Origin of the sequence: Lentzea sp. NPDC051208 (genome assembly GCF_040682435.1) — a bacterium.
Classification (GTDB): domain Bacteria; phylum Actinomycetota; class Actinomycetes; order Mycobacteriales; family Pseudonocardiaceae; genus Lentzea; species Lentzea kristufekii.
In genome coordinates this window covers 138,955-152,991 of sequence record NZ_JBFBAW010000009.1, presented here as the reverse complement: position 1 = coordinate 152,991, position 14,037 = coordinate 138,955, and the positions used below count along the sequence as shown (strand labels likewise).

The 14,037-nt window shown below is 69.5% G+C and carries 16 protein-coding genes and 1 tRNA gene; 8 read left to right on the top strand and 9 right to left on the bottom strand.

Features of this window, described 5'->3' with window-relative positions; all coding sequences use genetic code 11:
* Positions 1-17 precede the first annotated feature (17 nt).
* Entirely contained in the window at positions 18-2,156 is a 2,139-nt protein-coding gene (dacB, locus tag AB0M48_RS23185) for a D-alanyl-D-alanine carboxypeptidase/D-alanyl-D-alanine-endopeptidase (protein WP_363845597.1), read from the bottom strand.
* Between the two features lie 124 nt (positions 2,157-2,280).
* On the opposite strand from dacB, the gene AB0M48_RS23180 reads away from it, so the two are divergent.
* Positions 2,281-2,787: an inorganic diphosphatase gene (locus tag AB0M48_RS23180; RefSeq protein ID WP_090070060.1), complete on the top strand. Its 507-nt coding sequence runs from the start codon at positions 2,281-2,283 to the stop codon at positions 2,785-2,787.
* 55 nt (positions 2,788-2,842) lie between these two features.
* Here AB0M48_RS23180 and AB0M48_RS23175 read toward each other — a convergent pair whose 3' ends face one another.
* On the bottom strand, positions 2,843-4,483 hold the full coding sequence (locus AB0M48_RS23175; protein WP_363845594.1) for an MDR family MFS transporter: 1,641 nt from the start codon (positions 4,481-4,483) through the stop codon (positions 2,843-2,845).
* 2 nt (positions 4,484-4,485) lie between these two features.
* Positions 4,486-5,007, bottom strand: coding sequence for a MarR family transcriptional regulator (locus AB0M48_RS23170; protein WP_363845592.1), 522 nt, complete (start codon positions 5,005-5,007; stop codon positions 4,486-4,488).
* A 174-nt stretch (positions 5,008-5,181) separates the two neighbouring features.
* On the opposite strand from AB0M48_RS23170, the gene AB0M48_RS23165 reads away from it, so the two are divergent.
* The 3 genes from AB0M48_RS23165 to AB0M48_RS23155 all read left to right on the top strand — a co-directional run bounded on the left by AB0M48_RS23165 (position 5,182) and on the right by AB0M48_RS23155 (position 7,430).
* Positions 5,182-5,634 carry a DUF4442 domain-containing protein gene (locus AB0M48_RS23165; RefSeq protein WP_363845590.1) on the top strand — a complete coding sequence of 151 codons (453 nt, stop codon included), beginning with the start codon at positions 5,182-5,184 and terminating at the stop codon, positions 5,632-5,634.
* Between the two features lie 118 nt (positions 5,635-5,752).
* A complete protein-coding gene (locus AB0M48_RS23160; RefSeq protein ID WP_363845588.1) occupies positions 5,753-6,442 on the top strand; it encodes an excalibur calcium-binding domain-containing protein in 690 nt (229 codons plus the stop codon).
* 25 nt (positions 6,443-6,467) lie between these two features.
* Complete coding sequence (locus AB0M48_RS23155; protein WP_363845586.1) at positions 6,468-7,430, top strand: TIGR03617 family F420-dependent LLM class oxidoreductase; 963 nt, start codon at positions 6,468-6,470, stop codon at positions 7,428-7,430.
* Here the strand turns inward: AB0M48_RS23155 and AB0M48_RS23150 are convergent.
* Positions 7,412-7,585, bottom strand: a complete 174-nt coding sequence (locus AB0M48_RS23150) for a hypothetical protein (protein WP_363845584.1) — start codon at positions 7,583-7,585, stop codon at positions 7,412-7,414. The two genes, AB0M48_RS23155 and AB0M48_RS23150, sit on opposite strands and share 19 nt — an antisense overlap.
* Positions 7,586-7,729: 144 nt before the next feature.
* Between AB0M48_RS23150 and AB0M48_RS23145 the strand changes: the two genes are divergently transcribed.
* Complete coding sequence (locus AB0M48_RS23145) at positions 7,730-8,326, top strand: helix-turn-helix domain-containing protein (protein ID WP_363845581.1); 597 nt, start codon at positions 7,730-7,732, stop codon at positions 8,324-8,326.
* Positions 8,323-9,063 (top strand): SRPBCC domain-containing protein, encoded by a 741-nt coding sequence (locus tag AB0M48_RS23140; protein WP_363845579.1) that lies wholly within the window; start codon positions 8,323-8,325, stop codon positions 9,061-9,063. The genes AB0M48_RS23145 and AB0M48_RS23140 overlap by 4 nt, the downstream gene beginning before the upstream one ends.
* Here AB0M48_RS23140 and AB0M48_RS23135 read toward each other — a convergent pair.
* Positions 9,036-9,854: an endo alpha-1,4 polygalactosaminidase gene (locus tag AB0M48_RS23135; RefSeq protein ID WP_363845577.1), complete on the bottom strand. Its 819-nt coding sequence runs from the start codon at positions 9,852-9,854 to the stop codon at positions 9,036-9,038. The two genes, AB0M48_RS23140 and AB0M48_RS23135, sit on opposite strands and share 28 nt — an antisense overlap.
* Before the next feature lie 185 nt (positions 9,855-10,039).
* Here AB0M48_RS23135 and AB0M48_RS23130 point away from each other — a divergent pair, with 185 nt between their 5' ends.
* Positions 10,040-10,699, top strand: coding sequence for an HNH endonuclease family protein (locus AB0M48_RS23130; protein WP_363845575.1), 660 nt, complete (start codon positions 10,040-10,042; stop codon positions 10,697-10,699).
* Here the strand turns inward: AB0M48_RS23130 and AB0M48_RS23125 are convergent.
* Positions 10,683-11,027 (bottom strand): hypothetical protein, encoded by a 345-nt coding sequence (locus AB0M48_RS23125; protein WP_363845573.1) that lies wholly within the window; start codon positions 11,025-11,027, stop codon positions 10,683-10,685. The genes AB0M48_RS23130 and AB0M48_RS23125 overlap by 17 nt on opposite strands.
* A 64-nt stretch (positions 11,028-11,091) precedes the next feature.
* Positions 11,092-11,165, bottom strand: a tRNA-Thr gene (locus tag AB0M48_RS23120).
* A 108-nt stretch (positions 11,166-11,273) separates the two neighbouring features.
* On the opposite strand from AB0M48_RS23120, the gene AB0M48_RS23115 reads away from it, so the two are divergent.
* The gene (locus AB0M48_RS23115; RefSeq protein ID WP_363845571.1) at positions 11,274-12,626 is read left to right on the top strand and encodes a hypothetical protein; all 1,353 of its coding nucleotides are present in this window, start codon (positions 11,274-11,276) and stop codon (positions 12,624-12,626) included.
* Positions 12,627-12,645: 19 nt separating this feature from the next.
* On the opposite strand, the gene AB0M48_RS23110 is transcribed toward AB0M48_RS23115, so the two are convergent.
* Positions 12,646-12,825, bottom strand: a complete 180-nt coding sequence (locus AB0M48_RS23110) for a hypothetical protein (protein WP_363845569.1) — start codon at positions 12,823-12,825, stop codon at positions 12,646-12,648.
* Positions 12,826-12,829: 4 nt separating this feature from the next.
* Complete coding sequence (locus AB0M48_RS23105) at positions 12,830-14,026, bottom strand: DNA polymerase III subunit delta' (RefSeq protein ID WP_363845566.1); 1,197 nt, start codon at positions 14,024-14,026, stop codon at positions 12,830-12,832.
* Positions 14,027-14,037: the final 11 nt, after the last annotated feature.

Sequence of the window (14,037 nt, the reverse complement as noted above, 5' to 3'; positions counted from 1 at the left end):
TACCTGCGACCGGCCCACTACGAACAGCCACAACCCCGCAACGCGGCGGCCAGCACGTCCAGCGCGGGCCGCACCTCGGTCTCCGGGTTGCGGTTGCTCGCGGACATGAACGAGAACACGAGCACGCGTCCGTCCACGTCGACGACCACGCCGGCGAGCGCGTTGACGCCGGTGAGCGTGCCGGTCTTGGCCCGCACCCAGCCCTTGCCCGGCGCCGCCGCGCCGCCGTAGCGACCGGCGAGGGTGCCGCTGCCGCCCGCGACCGGCAGCGCCGTCAGCAACGGCCGCAGCTTCGCGGTGCGCGCGTCGTCGAGCGTGGGCTTGGCGGCGGCGGTGAGCACGTCGGTGAGCAGCTTGGCCGGGATCTTGTTCGTCGCGGACAGCCCGCTGCCGTCCACGAAGTTCGCCCCGGTGAGGTCGAAGCCGTTCTTGGTCAGCACGTCCCGCACGGCCTTCACGCCGCCCGCGAACGACGGCTCGTTGCCCGTCTTGATCGCGATCTCGCGCGCGATCGCCTCGGTCAGCACGTTGTCCGAGATCTGCATCATGTTGTCGACGAGCTGCTCGATCGACGCCGACTTGATCTCGCCGAGCACCTGCGCGCCCGCCGGAGCCGCTCCCGCCGTGGCGCCGGGGGCCCCGACGCGCTGCGCGAACACGTCCGCCGCGGCCTGGGCCGGGCTGCCGGTGCGCGCGCCGTTGACGTTGGTCTGGTCGATCCGGCCGCCGTCGAGCATGAACGGCACGATCGGCGCGAGCGAGCCGCCCGCGATGTCCACCGACTCCCACTGCGGCCCGAGCGCCTCGCCCGCGTACCGGCTGAGGTCGAACTGGACCTTGGTGACCGGGCCCTTGGCCTTGACCTGGCCGGCCAGGTCGTCGAGCGTCGCGGCGCCGGGGTAGACCGACCTGCCGGGCGCGCCGGAGATCGTCGGGTCGCCACCGCCGACGATCACCACGGTGCCGGGCTCCGCGCCCTGGACGACCTTGGTGGACAGCCGGTCGGTCTTCTCGAGGCTCAGCAGCGCCGCGGCGGCCGTGAGGATCTTCAGGCTCGACGCCGGGGTGGCGGCCGCGGTGTCGCCCTGCTGCCACAGCGCGGTGCCGCTGGCGGGGTCGATGACGCTGCCGGTGAGCGTGCCCAGCGCGCTGTTGCCCGCCGGTCCGCTCAGCGCCTGCTTCACGCCGGCGGGGGTCGGGGCCGGTGCGCCCGCGGTGGCGGCCTTGACCAGCGGCTGGACGTTCGCGGGCGCGGCCGGGGGCCGGGTCTCGATCGCCTTGGTGCCGCCGAACTCGTTGACCGCGTAGACCGTGGCGCCGGCCAGTGCCACGACGACGAACAGGCTCAGGACCGCGATCAGCGGCTTGCGGCTCTTCTTCGGCTCCTCGGCGAGGCGGTCCTCCGGTTCCTCCTCGTAGCCGGTGACGGGGAGGTCCCGAGGCTCCTGGCGCGGAGGCGGCGGCACCGGGCGGGCCGGCTCGGCACGCGGCGGTTCCTGACGCTGAGGTTCCTGACGCTGGGGCTCCTGGCGCTGGGGTTCCTGACGGGGCGCCTCTTGACGCGGCGGTTCCTGGCGCTGCGGCTCTTGACGCGGGGATTCCTGGCGCGGAGGTGCCTGGCCCTGGAGCTGGTCGACGCGCTTGGTCTGCTCAGGACGCTGCTGCTGTTGCCGCTCCGACTTGACCGGCTTGTCGAACCACGACTGTTCCAGGTGCGGCAGCTGGTCGACGCGCGCCGTCTTGCCGGGCGGCACCGAGAGCTCCGTGGTCCTCTGCTCCAGCCGCGGCACGACGCGGGTCCGGTCGTTCTTCGGCTCGACGCGCACCGGGACGGCCCGAGGTTGGCCGACTTCTGGACCAATCGACCCGTGAGACTTCCCACCGGCGGCTTCGCCGGAAGCCCCGCCGGGACCGCCGGAAGAGGCCGTTGGCACACCCGAGGCGGCCTGCCCCGGACCGCCGGCGTTCGGGCTGGAACGGACCGGCGACGAGCGCAGCGGCTCCTGAGTGGACGGTGGCGAGAGCACCGCGGCGAGCGGGAGGCGCATCGTCGGCTGGTCCACGGACGGGCGGTTGACCTGCACCGTTGACTGTGAAGCTGCGGCGACCGACTCGGCGTCGTCGTCCTCGGTCGGCCACTGGGGGTCGTCCGGCAAGAGAGCCTCCGTCAGCTCGGTACGGGCAATCTCACACCCACCAACCGCCGCTCCGATGAGGGTTGACAAGGCGTCGTGGTCCACACTAGTGGGCATCACGAATGGGCTACATGAGCGAGGACCAGTGGAATTCGACGTCCTGATCGAGATCCCCAAGGGCGTGCGCAACAAGTACGAGGTGGACCACAAGAGTGGCCGCATCCGCCTCGACCGCACGTTGTTCACGTCGACGCAGTACCCGGCTGACTACGGGTTCATCGAGAACACCCTGGGTGAGGACGGCGACCCGCTGGACGCCCTCGTCCTCGTCCAGGAACCGACGTTCCCCGGCTGCCTGATCGCGGCCCGCGCGATCGGCATGTTCCGCATGACCGACGAGAAGGGCGGCGACGACAAGGTTCTGTGCGTCCCGGCCTTCGACCCGCGGCACGAGCACCTGCGCGACATCCACCACCTGGCGGAGTTCGACCGCCTGGAGATCCAGCACTTCTTCGAGGTCTACAAGGACCTGGAGCCCGGCAAGAGCGTCGAGGGCGCGAGCTGGGTGGGCCGCACCGAGGCCGAGGCCGAGGTCAAGCGCTCCTACCAGCGTCTCAAGGACGCCGAGGCGCGCGGCGAAACGCTGCACTGAGAACGACGAAGAAGAGGGGGCCGCACGAAGCGGCCCCCTCTTTTGGTTCGCGGCTCTAGACCGCGATGGACTCCGCGTCCGCCACTCGCTCCAGGCCGGACCTGGTCGACAGCGGCTTCTCGCGCAGGAACCACACGAGCACGAACGCCACGATCATCACGATGCCGCCGGTCAGGAAGACCGTGTCGATCGCGCTGGAGAACCCGTCGAGGAACGGCTTGGCCAGCACCGGGTCGAGGCCGTTGAGGAACTCGGTGTTGTTGATGTCCACACCGGCGCCGCCACCGCCCTGCAGCATCTTCGCGAACTCCGGGTTCTGCGCCAGAGCGGCCTTGAACGCGTCGGTCTGCAACGCGGACCGCAGCCCGGAAGCGATCTTGTCACCGACCGTGCTGAACAGGATCGACAGGAACACCGCGGTACCGACGGTGCCGCCGATCTGGCGGAAGAACGTCGCCGAAGCGGTCGCCACGCCCATGTCACGCGGCTCGGCGTCGTTCTGGATCGCCAGCAGCAGCGTCTGCATGCACTGGCCCAGCCCGGCACCCATCACGAACATGTAGGCCATGACCAGCCAGCTCGGCGTGTCCGTGCCGATGGTGCTGAGCAGGAACAGCGCGATCGCCATCAGCCCGGCACCGATGATCGGGAAGATCCGGTAGCGCCCGGTCTTCGACGTGACCTTGCCGGCGATCGCGGTGGCCGACATGATGCCGAACGTCATCGGCAGCAGCATCAGGCCCGCCGTGGTGGGCGTGACGCCCTTGACGATCTGCAGGTACAGCGGGATGGACACCATGCCGCCGAACATGCCGATGCCGAGCACGAAGTTGATCGCGTTGCCGAGCGAGAACGTGTGGTTGCGGAACATCCTCATCGGCAGCATCGCCTCGTCGCCCATGCGGTTCTCGACCCACACGAACGCCACCAGGCCGAGCACACCGACCACGTACATGGCGATCGACGTCGCCGACGCCCAGCCCCACTCACGGCCCTGTTCGGCCACGATCAGCAGCGGCACCAGGCCGACGGTCAGCGCGATGGCGCCGCCGAAGTCGATGCGGTGGTTCACCCGCTGGTGCGGGATGTTCAGCACGCGGGCCACGACGAACAGCGCGAGCAGCGCGATCGGGACGTTCACGAGGAACACCCAGCGCCAGCCGGTGACACCGAGGAACGAGTTGAGACCGGCGAACACGCCGCCGATGACCGGCCCGAGCACGCTGGCCGAACCGAACACGGCCATGAAGTAGGCGGAGTACTTGCTGCGCTCACGCGGCGAGATGATGTCCGCCATGATCGCGAAGGCCAGCGACATCAGACCACCGGCGCCCAGGCCCTGCACCGCGCGGAACGCGGCCAGCTCGTACATCGACGTCGCGATGCCCGAGAGCAGCGAGCCGATCAGGAACAGCGAGATCGCCGCGAGGTACATCGGCTTGCGCCCGTAGATGTCCGACAGCTTGCCGTACAACGGGGTCGTGATGGTCGCGGTGATCAGGTAGGCGGTGGTCGCCCACGCCTGCAGCGTCTGTCCGTGCAGCTGGTCCGCGATGGTCTTCATGGCGCTGGCGACGATCATCTGGTCCAGCGCCGCGAGGAACATGCCCAGCAGCAGGCCGGACAGGATCGTCATGATCTGGCGATGCGTCAGGGAAACCCCTGGCGTGGGTGTCGCATCGGTTGTCGTTGACATCTCTAGTTTTCTCCTCCTGCGCGGGTCCCCATCCCGCGTTCGGTCAAAAGCGCCGGAATCGTGCGCTCGTAGTCGTGGACGAAGCGTTCGAACAGGTCCGCGAAGCCCTTGAAGTCGTCTTCGGCCCAGTCCGCGAACACCTGCTCGATCGCCTCGTTGCGCTGCCGGCGTCGGTTCAAGATCAGCTCACGGCCCGCTTCAGTGACCGCGAGAACACTGGCCCGGCCGTCCGCCGGATCAGCACGCCTCTCCACGAGTCCGTCCTTCACGAGCCCGGCCACCTGCCGGCTGATCGTGGACGGATCGGAGAGCACCGCCTCCGCTAGCGCACTCGAGCGGCACTCCCCGAGACCGGAGAGCGTCGCGAGGAGCACGAAGGCGGACTTGTCCATGCCCTGCTTGGCCATCTGATGGGTGACCTGGGCGTGCATCTTGTTCAGCCGCACCATTGCCATGCCGACACGGTCCGCGAGCTCGTGCTCGGGATCGACGCCGGTGCCGAGGCACCTGCCCGGATCGACCATCTGACACCTCGTTGCTTGTATCACCCAACTAGTTGCTCGGTACAAGCATCCATCTCGGTCCACCGGATTGCAAGTGAGTTCCGAGTCTCACTCCACAGGGGAGTGGTACGAGCGCGCCGAGTAGTGGTTACCGACGGGTAGCCACTGGTGCTACCCGTCGGTAACATCCCCCTCATGAGCCAAGACGTGTCGTTCGTCGCCGATGCCATGAAGCAGGCCGTGCCCTATGTGAAGGCCACGGGCATCGAGTTCGAGGAGGTCTCCGCCAGCCGGATCGTCGCGTCGCTGCCGGACACCCCGGCCCTGCACAACCACATCGGCGGACCGCACGCCGCGATGATGTTCGGCCTCGGCGAGTCCGCGTCCGGCGCCGTCGTGATGGCCGCGTTCGCCGCGCACCTCGGCAAGGCCACGCCGCTCGCCGTCCGCGCGGAGATCGCCTACAAGAAGATCGCGATGGGCCCGCTGCGCGCGGAGGCCGTGCTGGGACGCTCCGCGGACGAGGTGCTGGCCGAGCTGGAGTCCGGCACGCGGCCCGAGTTCCCCGTCACGATCACGATCACCAACGCCGAGGGCGTGACCACCGGCGAGATGACCGTCGTCTGGACGTTGAAGCCCGCACGCTGAACTGGGCATCTCCGTATTTCGGTTCGGAATCGCGATGAACCGATCCGATTTGAATACGTAACCTTGGCCACACCGCTGCAAGCAGGCAGTATTCGGGCCTATGTCGGGGTGGAGAAGTGTGGGCGGAGTCGTGCTGGTCCTGCTCACGGCGGGATGTGCCGCGCAGGTGCAGCAGTCGAGGCCCGTCGCCGTGGAGAAGCCGGCCGAGGACGCGCCGGTGACGGCGTCGTCGTCCGCGGCGATCCCGCCCGCCCAGCTGGGCATCAGCGTGGCCTCGATCGTCGACGGCCGTTCCGTGATGCTCTCCGACGGGTCGAAGGCCGAGGTCAGCGCCCTCGCGCAGCCTGGGCCGTGCTGGGCTGAGGCCGCCGGCAAGTTCGCCAAGGCGATGCTGCTGAACCAGCAGGTGCGCTACGACCGCACGACCGGCGCGCTCACCCTCGCGGACGGCACCGACTACGCGTTGCTCGCGCTGGGCAACGGCGCCGGGCGCACCGCCGGTGCCCCGACACCGGCGCAGAAGGAAGCCGAAGGGGCCGCGCAGCGCGTTCCCATGGGCCTCTGGGGAGCGCCGTGCGGCGGCAAGGACGCCCTGGAGACCTCCACTCCCGCGCCTCCGCCACCACCGCCGGCCCCGACCACGACGACGAAGCCGCCCGCACCGCCCAAGCCGAAGCCCGTCTTCTACGCGAACTGCGACGAGGCACGCCGGGCAGGCGCGGCACCGCTCTACTGGGGCCAGCCGGGCTACCGCATCGAACTCGACCCGAACCGCAACGGCATCGCGTGCGAGTCCCGGTACCGCTGACCGCCGGGGCAATAACCTCAGCGGCATGAAGCTGGACAGCGCTGCCGTCGACTACACCCCGGGCGAGGCCGGGGCCATCGCGAAACGAGCGGAGGACCGGGGTTACGACGGGTTCTGGCTCGCCGAGACCAAGCACGACCCGTTCCTCGCGCTGGCCGGCGCCGCCGCGGCGACCGAGCGGATCGAGCTCGGCACGGCGATCGCGGTGGCGTTCGCGCGCAACCCGATGACCGTCGCGACCACGGCGAACGACCTCCAGCTGCTCTCCGGGGGCCGCTTCAACCTCGGGCTGGGCTCGCAGGTCGAAGCCCACATCACCAAGCGCTTCGCCATGCCGTGGAGCAAACCGGCCGCGCGCATGCGCGAGTTCGTGCTGGCCATCCGCGCCATCTGGCACGCCTGGGAGACCGGCGAGCGGCTGGCGTTCCGCGGCGAGTTCTACAAGCACACGCTGATGACGCCGTTCTTCGACCCCGGCCCGAACCCGCACGGCACCCCGCCGATCTACCTCGCGGGCGTCGGCGAGCTGATGACCGAGGTGGCGGGCGAGGTCGCGGACGGCTTCCTGTGCCACAACTTCACGACCGAGCGGTACCTGCGCGAGGTCACGCTGCCGGCGCTCGGACGCGGCCGCGCGAAGGCCGGCAAGACGCTCGAGGGCTTCGAGATCAGCGGCCCGGTGTTCGCCGCGACGAACGAGCAGGAGATCGCGGACGTCAAGCGGCAGGTCGCGTTCTACGGGTCGACGCCCGCGTACCGGCCGGTGCTGGACCTGCACGGCTGGGGCGCGCTGCACGAGGAGCTGCACCGCATGTCACGGCGGCAGCAGTGGACGGAGATGAGCGAGCTGATCACGGACGAGGTGCTGGCCGAGTTCTGCGTTCTCGGCACCCCGCAGACCGTCACGGCCGCACTGCTGGACCGGTACGGCGATGTCGTCACCAGGGTCTCTCCGTCGAGCGCGGTGCTTCAGCGCCCGGAGAAGTGACTGAGCCCGGCACGGGCGAGCTCGGCGTGGAACGCGTCGAGCTCGGCGCGCACTCTCGAGACGCCCCTCTTGCGGATCCACCGGCGTCTGCCGACGTTGGCCGCGGTCAGAGCGAAGGGCAGTGCCAGCAGGGTCAGGGCCAGCATCATCATCATCTCGTCTCCTCAAGGGTTGCGAACAAGCAACGACCAATCGAGACATCGCTTACGGTACCGGCTCGAACGCCACCCAGGTGGAGCAAAGTAACCGACAGCAAGTCAGTTCTTGACTAATTTTGTTTTCGGTGTGACGCTGGGGCCATGTTCGAAGTGGCGGTGATCGAGGATCCTTCCGCGGCCGAGGTGTCGCTGGACCCGGTGCGGGCACGACTGCTCGCGGAGCTGGTGGAGCCCGGATCGGCGACGATGCTCGCCGCGAAGATCGGGCTCCCCAGGCAGAAGGTGAACTACCACCTGCGCACGCTGGAGCAGCACGGCCTGGTGGAGCTCGTCGAGGAACGGCGCAAGGGCAACGTGAACGAGCGCCTCATGCAGGCGACCGCGGCGTCCTACGTCATCTCGCCGACGGCGCTCGCGGCCGTGCAGCCGGACCCGGCGCGGGCGCCCGATCGGTTGTCCGCCCGGTGGCTGCTGGCCGTCTCGGCCAGGCTGGTGCGCGACGTCGGCACGTTGATCACGGGGGCGACCAAGGCGAAGAAGCGGCTCGCGACCTTCGCGCTGGACGGCGAGGTCAGGTTCGCCACGGCGGCGGACCGCGCGGCGTTCGCCGAGGAGCTCGCCGGGTTCATGACGCAGCTGGTCGCCAAGTACCACGACGAACAGGCCGAAGGAGGGCGTCCGCACCGAGTCGTCGTCGCCCTGCACCCGAGCGTGACCGCCAAGGAGGAAGAGTCGTGACCCACGAGTTCGAGATCAGCAAGGAAGTCGAGGTCGACGGGACCCCGGAGCAGGTCTGGGACGCCATCGCGACCGGGCCGGGCATCGACTCGTGGTTCATGGGCCCGCACACCGTCGACGGGCGCCTGGGCGGCCGCATGTCGCTCGACATGGGCTTTTTCCAGGAGGCCTCGACGATCACCGCGTGGGAGCCCGGCAAGCGCCTCGCCTATGAGAGCGACAAGGGCGAGGACGGCACGTTCCACGCGATGGAGTACCTGATCGAGGGCCGCGAGCAGGGCTCGACCGTGCTCCGGTTCGTGCACAGCGGCATCCTCGCCGACGGCTGGGGCGACGAGTTCGTCGACCAGCAGTCGAAGGGCTGGGACATGTACCTGTTCACGCTGGCCGAGTACGTGAAGCACTTCGCGGGCAGGCCCGGCGTGTACGTGTTCGCCCAGTGGCCGCCGCAGCCCGAAGGGGCCGACAACTGGCCGGTGCTGCTCAACGCGCTCGGCATCCCCCAAGGCGCACAGGTCGGCGACGAGGTCACCCTCGAACCGTTCGGCGTCCACGGCGTCGTCGACTACGTGGTCGAGCACGACGTGCACAACTTCCTCGGCGTGCGCGGCCCGGAAGGCATCTACCGGTTCCACGGCACCAACGCCGTCGGCCACCACCTCTTCGGCGACGCGACCGGGCAGGCCGAGAAGTGGCAGGCGTTCCTGAATCAGACCGTCGGCGGGCAGACCTCGTAGACGTACTCGTCGTGCCCGTACGGCACCACGTTCCGATCGCGGCGGATCACCGAGACCCGTCCGCCGCGATCGGCGCACGACTTCCGGAAACCCTCTTCGGTGTACTCGATCTGGAAGAAGTCGTTGCCGAACGCGGCGGCGTACGCGCTGCACTCGTCACGGGCCTGGCAGTCCTCGGCGATCGCGAAGTCGAAGCCGATCTCCTTCTTGCCCGCGTCACCCAGTTCCGCGGTGTTCTTCTGCGCCACCGCAAGACCTTGTTCGTGCGCGTACTTGACGAACGCCTTCATGAACTCCTTGGTGGCGTTGAGGTCGAACGCCCCCTCGGCTCTCGTGTAGGAGTCGAGGTTGTCCGGCTCGACGCCCTTGAAGAAGGCCGTCTTGCAGTCCTTGATCCACTTCTTCTGGATCTCCAGGATCCTGTTCCGCTTGTCGCCGGTGGAGATGTCGAGGATGCCCTCGTTCCACTCCTGGTCGATCGCGATCTCACCGTTCGGCTTCTTCACCAGCAGGTCGGCGTGGTTCTTGCGCCACCAGTCCAGCCCGCCGTCCATCGAGCTCGGCTGCGTCTGCAAAGCGTTGAGGTAGCAGATGTTGTAGCGCCTGCCGTCGATGATCTTGCTGCGGTCGCGCACGACGATCTTGACCGGCACGTCCGGCTGGTAGGCGCCGCCGAGCTGGTAGTCGAGCTGCCCACCGGCCGGCGGCAACTCGCGCGGCGGCAGGTCCGGCTCGCCCGAACAGGAGGCGACCAGCAGGAGCAGGGCGGTCACCACCGCGGCGGTTTTCATGCGCGGCAGTCTGTCACTCGCAGGGTTGCGCAGGCGTAACAGCACAGCACTCCATTGCTCTTGAATGCGATCCGGCTTCCTACCAATGTGGTGGACGCGCTGGCGCGCAACGCGTTGCCGAACACCGGGCTTCGATTACGCCGTTGGGCGGCCATCACGCCGTTCGTGGTGGGTATGCCCTTCTCATGCGGTGGCTGTTGCTGATCGTCCTGCTGACCGGCTGTTCCGCGATACCCCTGTCGACCTCCTCCGGTCCACAGGTGGACCGGGTACCGGCCGGCACCCTCGACGCCGTCACCGCGCGCACGTCGCTCGCGGCCCTGCCCGTCGCCGCCCCAGGGCGGATGACCGGGTACGTGCGCGACTGCTCGGACGGCAAGGCGTGCGTGTTCGGTCAGCCGTGGTTCGACACCGACGGCGACGGCTGCGACCAGCGCAGCCAGGTCCTGGCCCGCGACCTGACCGGCGTCGAGCGCAAGCCGGGCCGCTGCGGCGTCCAGGCGGGCACGCTCGACGACCCCTACACGGGCTCGCGCGTCACCGGCGTCTCGAAGATCCAGATCGACCACGTGGTGCCGCTGGCGGAGATGTGGCGCAGCGGCGCTTCGGCGTGGGCTCCCGAACAGCGCCTGGCCGCGGCCAACGACCTGCGCAACCTCGTGGCGGTGTCCAGCAAGGTGAACCAGTCGAAGAGCGACAAGACTCCCGACGAGTGGATGCCGCCCAATGCCGGGTACGCGTGTTCCTACGGGCGGATCTACGTGACGGTGAAGGCCGCTTACGGGTTGTCGGTGGCGCCGGCGGAACGGTCGGCGCTGGAGCAGGCGCTCACGGCATGCGGCTGAGTTCTTCCTCCGCCGCGGCCCGCCGCGCAGCCCACTCGCGGTCGATCTCCTCGGGACGCTTGTGCCCGCACTCGACGACGTTGCCGTCGCGGTCGGTGACGTCGGCGTACAACGAACAGTTCTCGATGTAGATCGTCATGTTCTCGATCCCGGCCGCGCGTTCCTCTTCGGTCGCATGCGTCTCGACGTTGAACGCGAGTTCCTCGCCGACGTTGTCGGTGCGGATGCAGACCATCTCGCCGCGCTCGAGCCAGCGGTCCTCGCCGAATGGCTCCAGCCAGACGACAAGCCATCTCGAGGAGCCGTTCTCCACGTGCATCACAGCCATTGCACGAGCCTAGACAACGCAGAAGGGCCAGGTCAGCGAGTGACCTGGCCCTTCCGTCCCACCGAGCCGCCTATCGGAATCGAACCGATGACCTGCTCATTACGAGTGAGCTGCTCTGGCCGACTGAGCTAAGGCGGCGAGACGCGATAACTATAACCGACCCGCAACCGCGTTACTCACGGGGGTCGGCATCGTTGTACGGACCGTGACCGACGTCACCACCTCCTAACCGCCGGGGAGAGGTTCATGCGCCGTTCGTTGTCCGTGCCGCTGGCCGGGTTGCTGCTCGCGCTCGTCGCGGCTCCCGCGCTCGCGCAGCCTCCGACCACTCCGGTGCCGGGGCCGCGCGATCCGAACCAGCCGCCCGCGTCGGCGCCGAACGGGCCGCAGCCCCTCGCGCACGCCGTCGGCGACGCCGGGACCGGGCTGAGCGTCGTCCGACTCGGGCCGCAGGGGGTGCCGACGAACACGATCCTGCCCGGCCTGAGCGAGCAGTTGCCGAAGCAGTCGGTGACCGAGTTCGGGCTGGGGCTCGCGAGTGCGCAGGTGAACACCGAGGCGTTCCTGAGCACCGAGCGGGTGGTGACGCAGGCGAACCCGTTCGGGTTCGCGGTGGCGGGGCGGTCGCCGCAGTCGCCGGGGACGCTGGTGCAGACGGCGATCCCGGACAACCCGCAGCCGACGAACGGCGGGCTGCCGATCCCGGAGACGCCGCTCGCGAAGCTCAAGCTGCTCAACGGCAGCGTGCACGCCCGGTGGGACGAGAAGGTCGGGCCGTGCGTCAGCCCGCTGGCCACGGCGAAGACGTCGCTCGCGGGCCTCGAGGTGTTGAGCGCGTTGCCGGCCGAGGTGCCGTTGCCGGCGAAGACCAGCCTGATCAGCATTCCGGACGCGTTCGAGGCGAGTTCCGTCGTCAAGCTCGTCGACCTGCCGGGCAGCAAGAACAAGGCGGTCGAGTCGACGTCGACGATGCGCGCGGTCAGCGTCGAGCTGGCCGGGGGCATCAAGATCGACGTCGCCACCCCGCCGACGCTCACGGCCACGGCCACCGGGGACGAGGCGACCTCGAAGATCACCTACACCGCGCCGGTGCTGAAGGTCAGTCAGAACGGCAAGGACCTCGGCACGCTCGACGCCGCGCACCCGACGCTCGACATCCCGCTGCTGCTGGACCTGGTCGTGATCAAGCTGCAGATCGCGGGACTCAACGAGAAGAAGGCCGCCTTCACGGGCACCGGCTTCAGCGGGTTCCAGCTCGGGGCCACCGCGCGGATGCTCGACGTGCAGGTGCTGCCGACGGACAAGTTGAAGCTGCCGAACCTGCCGACAGCGCTCGCGCAGATCTCGCTGGGCGAGCAGATCGTGCGGGCCGCGGCACCGCAGGGTGGCGTGATCTGCGGGACCTCGCAGCCGCCCCAGACGACCGTGCCGCAGCAGCCCGGCGCCCCGGTGGCGGCACCGCCCAGGGGTGCGCCGCCGCTGGCCTACACGAACGCGGCGTACCAGTCGATCCCGCTGTTCTGGACCGGCACGGCGCTGCTGCTCGCGGGTGTGGTGATCTTCGCCGCGCTGCCGGCCAGGGGCAGGTCGCGCAGCTAGCGGCACACTTTCATCTGGGTCACGGGCGGCGGGCCACGGCGTCGAACAACTCCCAGCCGTCGAGTTCGGAAACCTTGGCGCGTTCCCCCTCACGACGCAGCCGCACGACCTCTCGGCAACCGTTCTCGTGCGAGTGGCGAACCGACCAGACGAACCGGTCCGCGCCGATCAGCAGGGACCTGGCACTGCGCCGTGCCATCGACTCAACCGCGGTGCAGCGTGGTCACCATCGCCTCGATGGCGATGCGCGGCTTCACGTTGACCTCGATGGCCTCCCGGCAGGCCAGCACGGCCTCCAGCCGCCGCAGGATCGACTCGGAGGACCAGGTCGCGGCGGCGGTCCGGGAGTCCTGGGCCCGGTCCGGGTGCATCAGCGCGGCCTCCGATCCGGTCTTGACCACGAGCGCGTCGCGGTAGAACGCGGCCAGGTCGACCAGGGCCATGTCCAGCGAGTCGCGCTGGGTGCGGGTGGCCCGCGACTTCTGCCGCTTCTCCAGGTCCTTCAGCGCACCCTTGGCGCCGCGGGAGGCGGCGGCGGTGCCCTTGCCCGTTCCGCCCGCGCCCATCGCGGTCTCCAAGGCCTCCCGCTCGGACTCGTTGCGGGACTCGTTGGCGGTGGAGGCGTCGTCCTCGGCGGCCTTGATCAGCTCGTCGGCGCAGGTGAAGACGTCGGCGGGCTTGCGCAACGCCAGCGGGATCCGCAGCACGGCCTCGCGCCGGGCCCGCGTCTGCTCGTCCGAGGCCAGCCGGCGGGCCCGTCCCACGTGCCCGCCGCACACCGCCGCCGCCCACTGGGCCATCTCCGGCGAGACCCCGTCGACGGCCTCCAGCGCCGAGGCGATGGCGGCGGGCCGCGGCGAACCGAGTGACACGAGCCGGCAGCGGGAGCGGATGGTCACCGACACGTCGTCGGGGTGGTCGGACGGCGCGCACAGCAGGAACACCGTGCGCTCCGGCGGCTCCTCGACGGCCTTCAGCAGCGCGTTGGCCGCGCCCTCGGTGAGCCGGTCGGCGTCCTCGATGATCACGACCTGCCACCGGCCCGACGTGGGACGGCGCGCGGAGATCTGGACCAGGGAGCGCATCTCGGCCACGGAGATCGACAGGCCTTCGGGCGCCACCACGCGCACGTCGGCGTGTGTGCCGTGCAACGTCGTGCGGCAGCCGGAGCACTCACCGCAGCCAGGGCGGTCGTCCGCCACGATGCACTGCAGCGCGCCGGCGAAGGCGCGGGCGGTGGACGAACGGCCGGAGCCGGGCGGGCCGGTGAAGAGCCAGGCGTGGGTCATCACGCCGGGTGCGGGGGTGCCGCCCGCGACGATCGTGGCCGCGGCTTCCGCGGACGCCGACAGCATCGCCACCGCCTCGGGCTGGCCGACCACCTCGTCCCACACGCTCATGGGTCCAGTCT

Excerpts from the sequence above, each read along its gene's own strand:
- AB0M48_RS23150 (WP_363845584.1), bottom strand. The coding sequence starts at position 7,585 with ATGATGATGATGCTGGCCCTGACCCTGCTGGCACTGCCCTTCGCTCTG.
- AB0M48_RS23105 (WP_363845566.1), bottom strand. The coding sequence starts at position 14,026 with ATGAGCGTGTGGGACGAGGTGGTCGGCCAGCCCGAGGCGGTGGCGATG.
- AB0M48_RS23165 (WP_363845590.1), top strand. The coding sequence starts at position 5,182 with ATGAGCCAAGACGTGTCGTTCGTCGCCGATGCCATGAAGCAGGCCGTG.
- AB0M48_RS23155 (WP_363845586.1), top strand. The coding sequence starts at position 6,468 with ATGAAGCTGGACAGCGCTGCCGTCGACTACACCCCGGGCGAGGCCGGG.
- AB0M48_RS23170 (WP_363845592.1), bottom strand. The coding sequence starts at position 5,007 with ATGGTCGATCCGGGCAGGTGCCTCGGCACCGGCGTCGATCCCGAGCAC.
- AB0M48_RS23115 (WP_363845571.1), top strand. The coding sequence starts at position 11,274 with ATGCGCCGTTCGTTGTCCGTGCCGCTGGCCGGGTTGCTGCTCGCGCTC.
- AB0M48_RS23110 (WP_363845569.1), bottom strand. The coding sequence starts at position 12,825 with ATGGCACGGCGCAGTGCCAGGTCCCTGCTGATCGGCGCGGACCGGTTC.
- AB0M48_RS23145 (WP_363845581.1), top strand. The coding sequence starts at position 7,730 with ATGTTCGAAGTGGCGGTGATCGAGGATCCTTCCGCGGCCGAGGTGTCG.
- AB0M48_RS23130 (WP_363845575.1), top strand. The coding sequence starts at position 10,040 with ATGCGGTGGCTGTTGCTGATCGTCCTGCTGACCGGCTGTTCCGCGATA.
- AB0M48_RS23135 (WP_363845577.1), bottom strand. The coding sequence starts at position 9,854 with ATGAAAACCGCCGCGGTGGTGACCGCCCTGCTCCTGCTGGTCGCCTCC.
- AB0M48_RS23125 (WP_363845573.1), bottom strand. The coding sequence starts at position 11,027 with ATGGCTGTGATGCACGTGGAGAACGGCTCCTCGAGATGGCTTGTCGTC.
- AB0M48_RS23175 (WP_363845594.1), bottom strand. The coding sequence starts at position 4,483 with ATGTCAACGACAACCGATGCGACACCCACGCCAGGGGTTTCCCTGACG.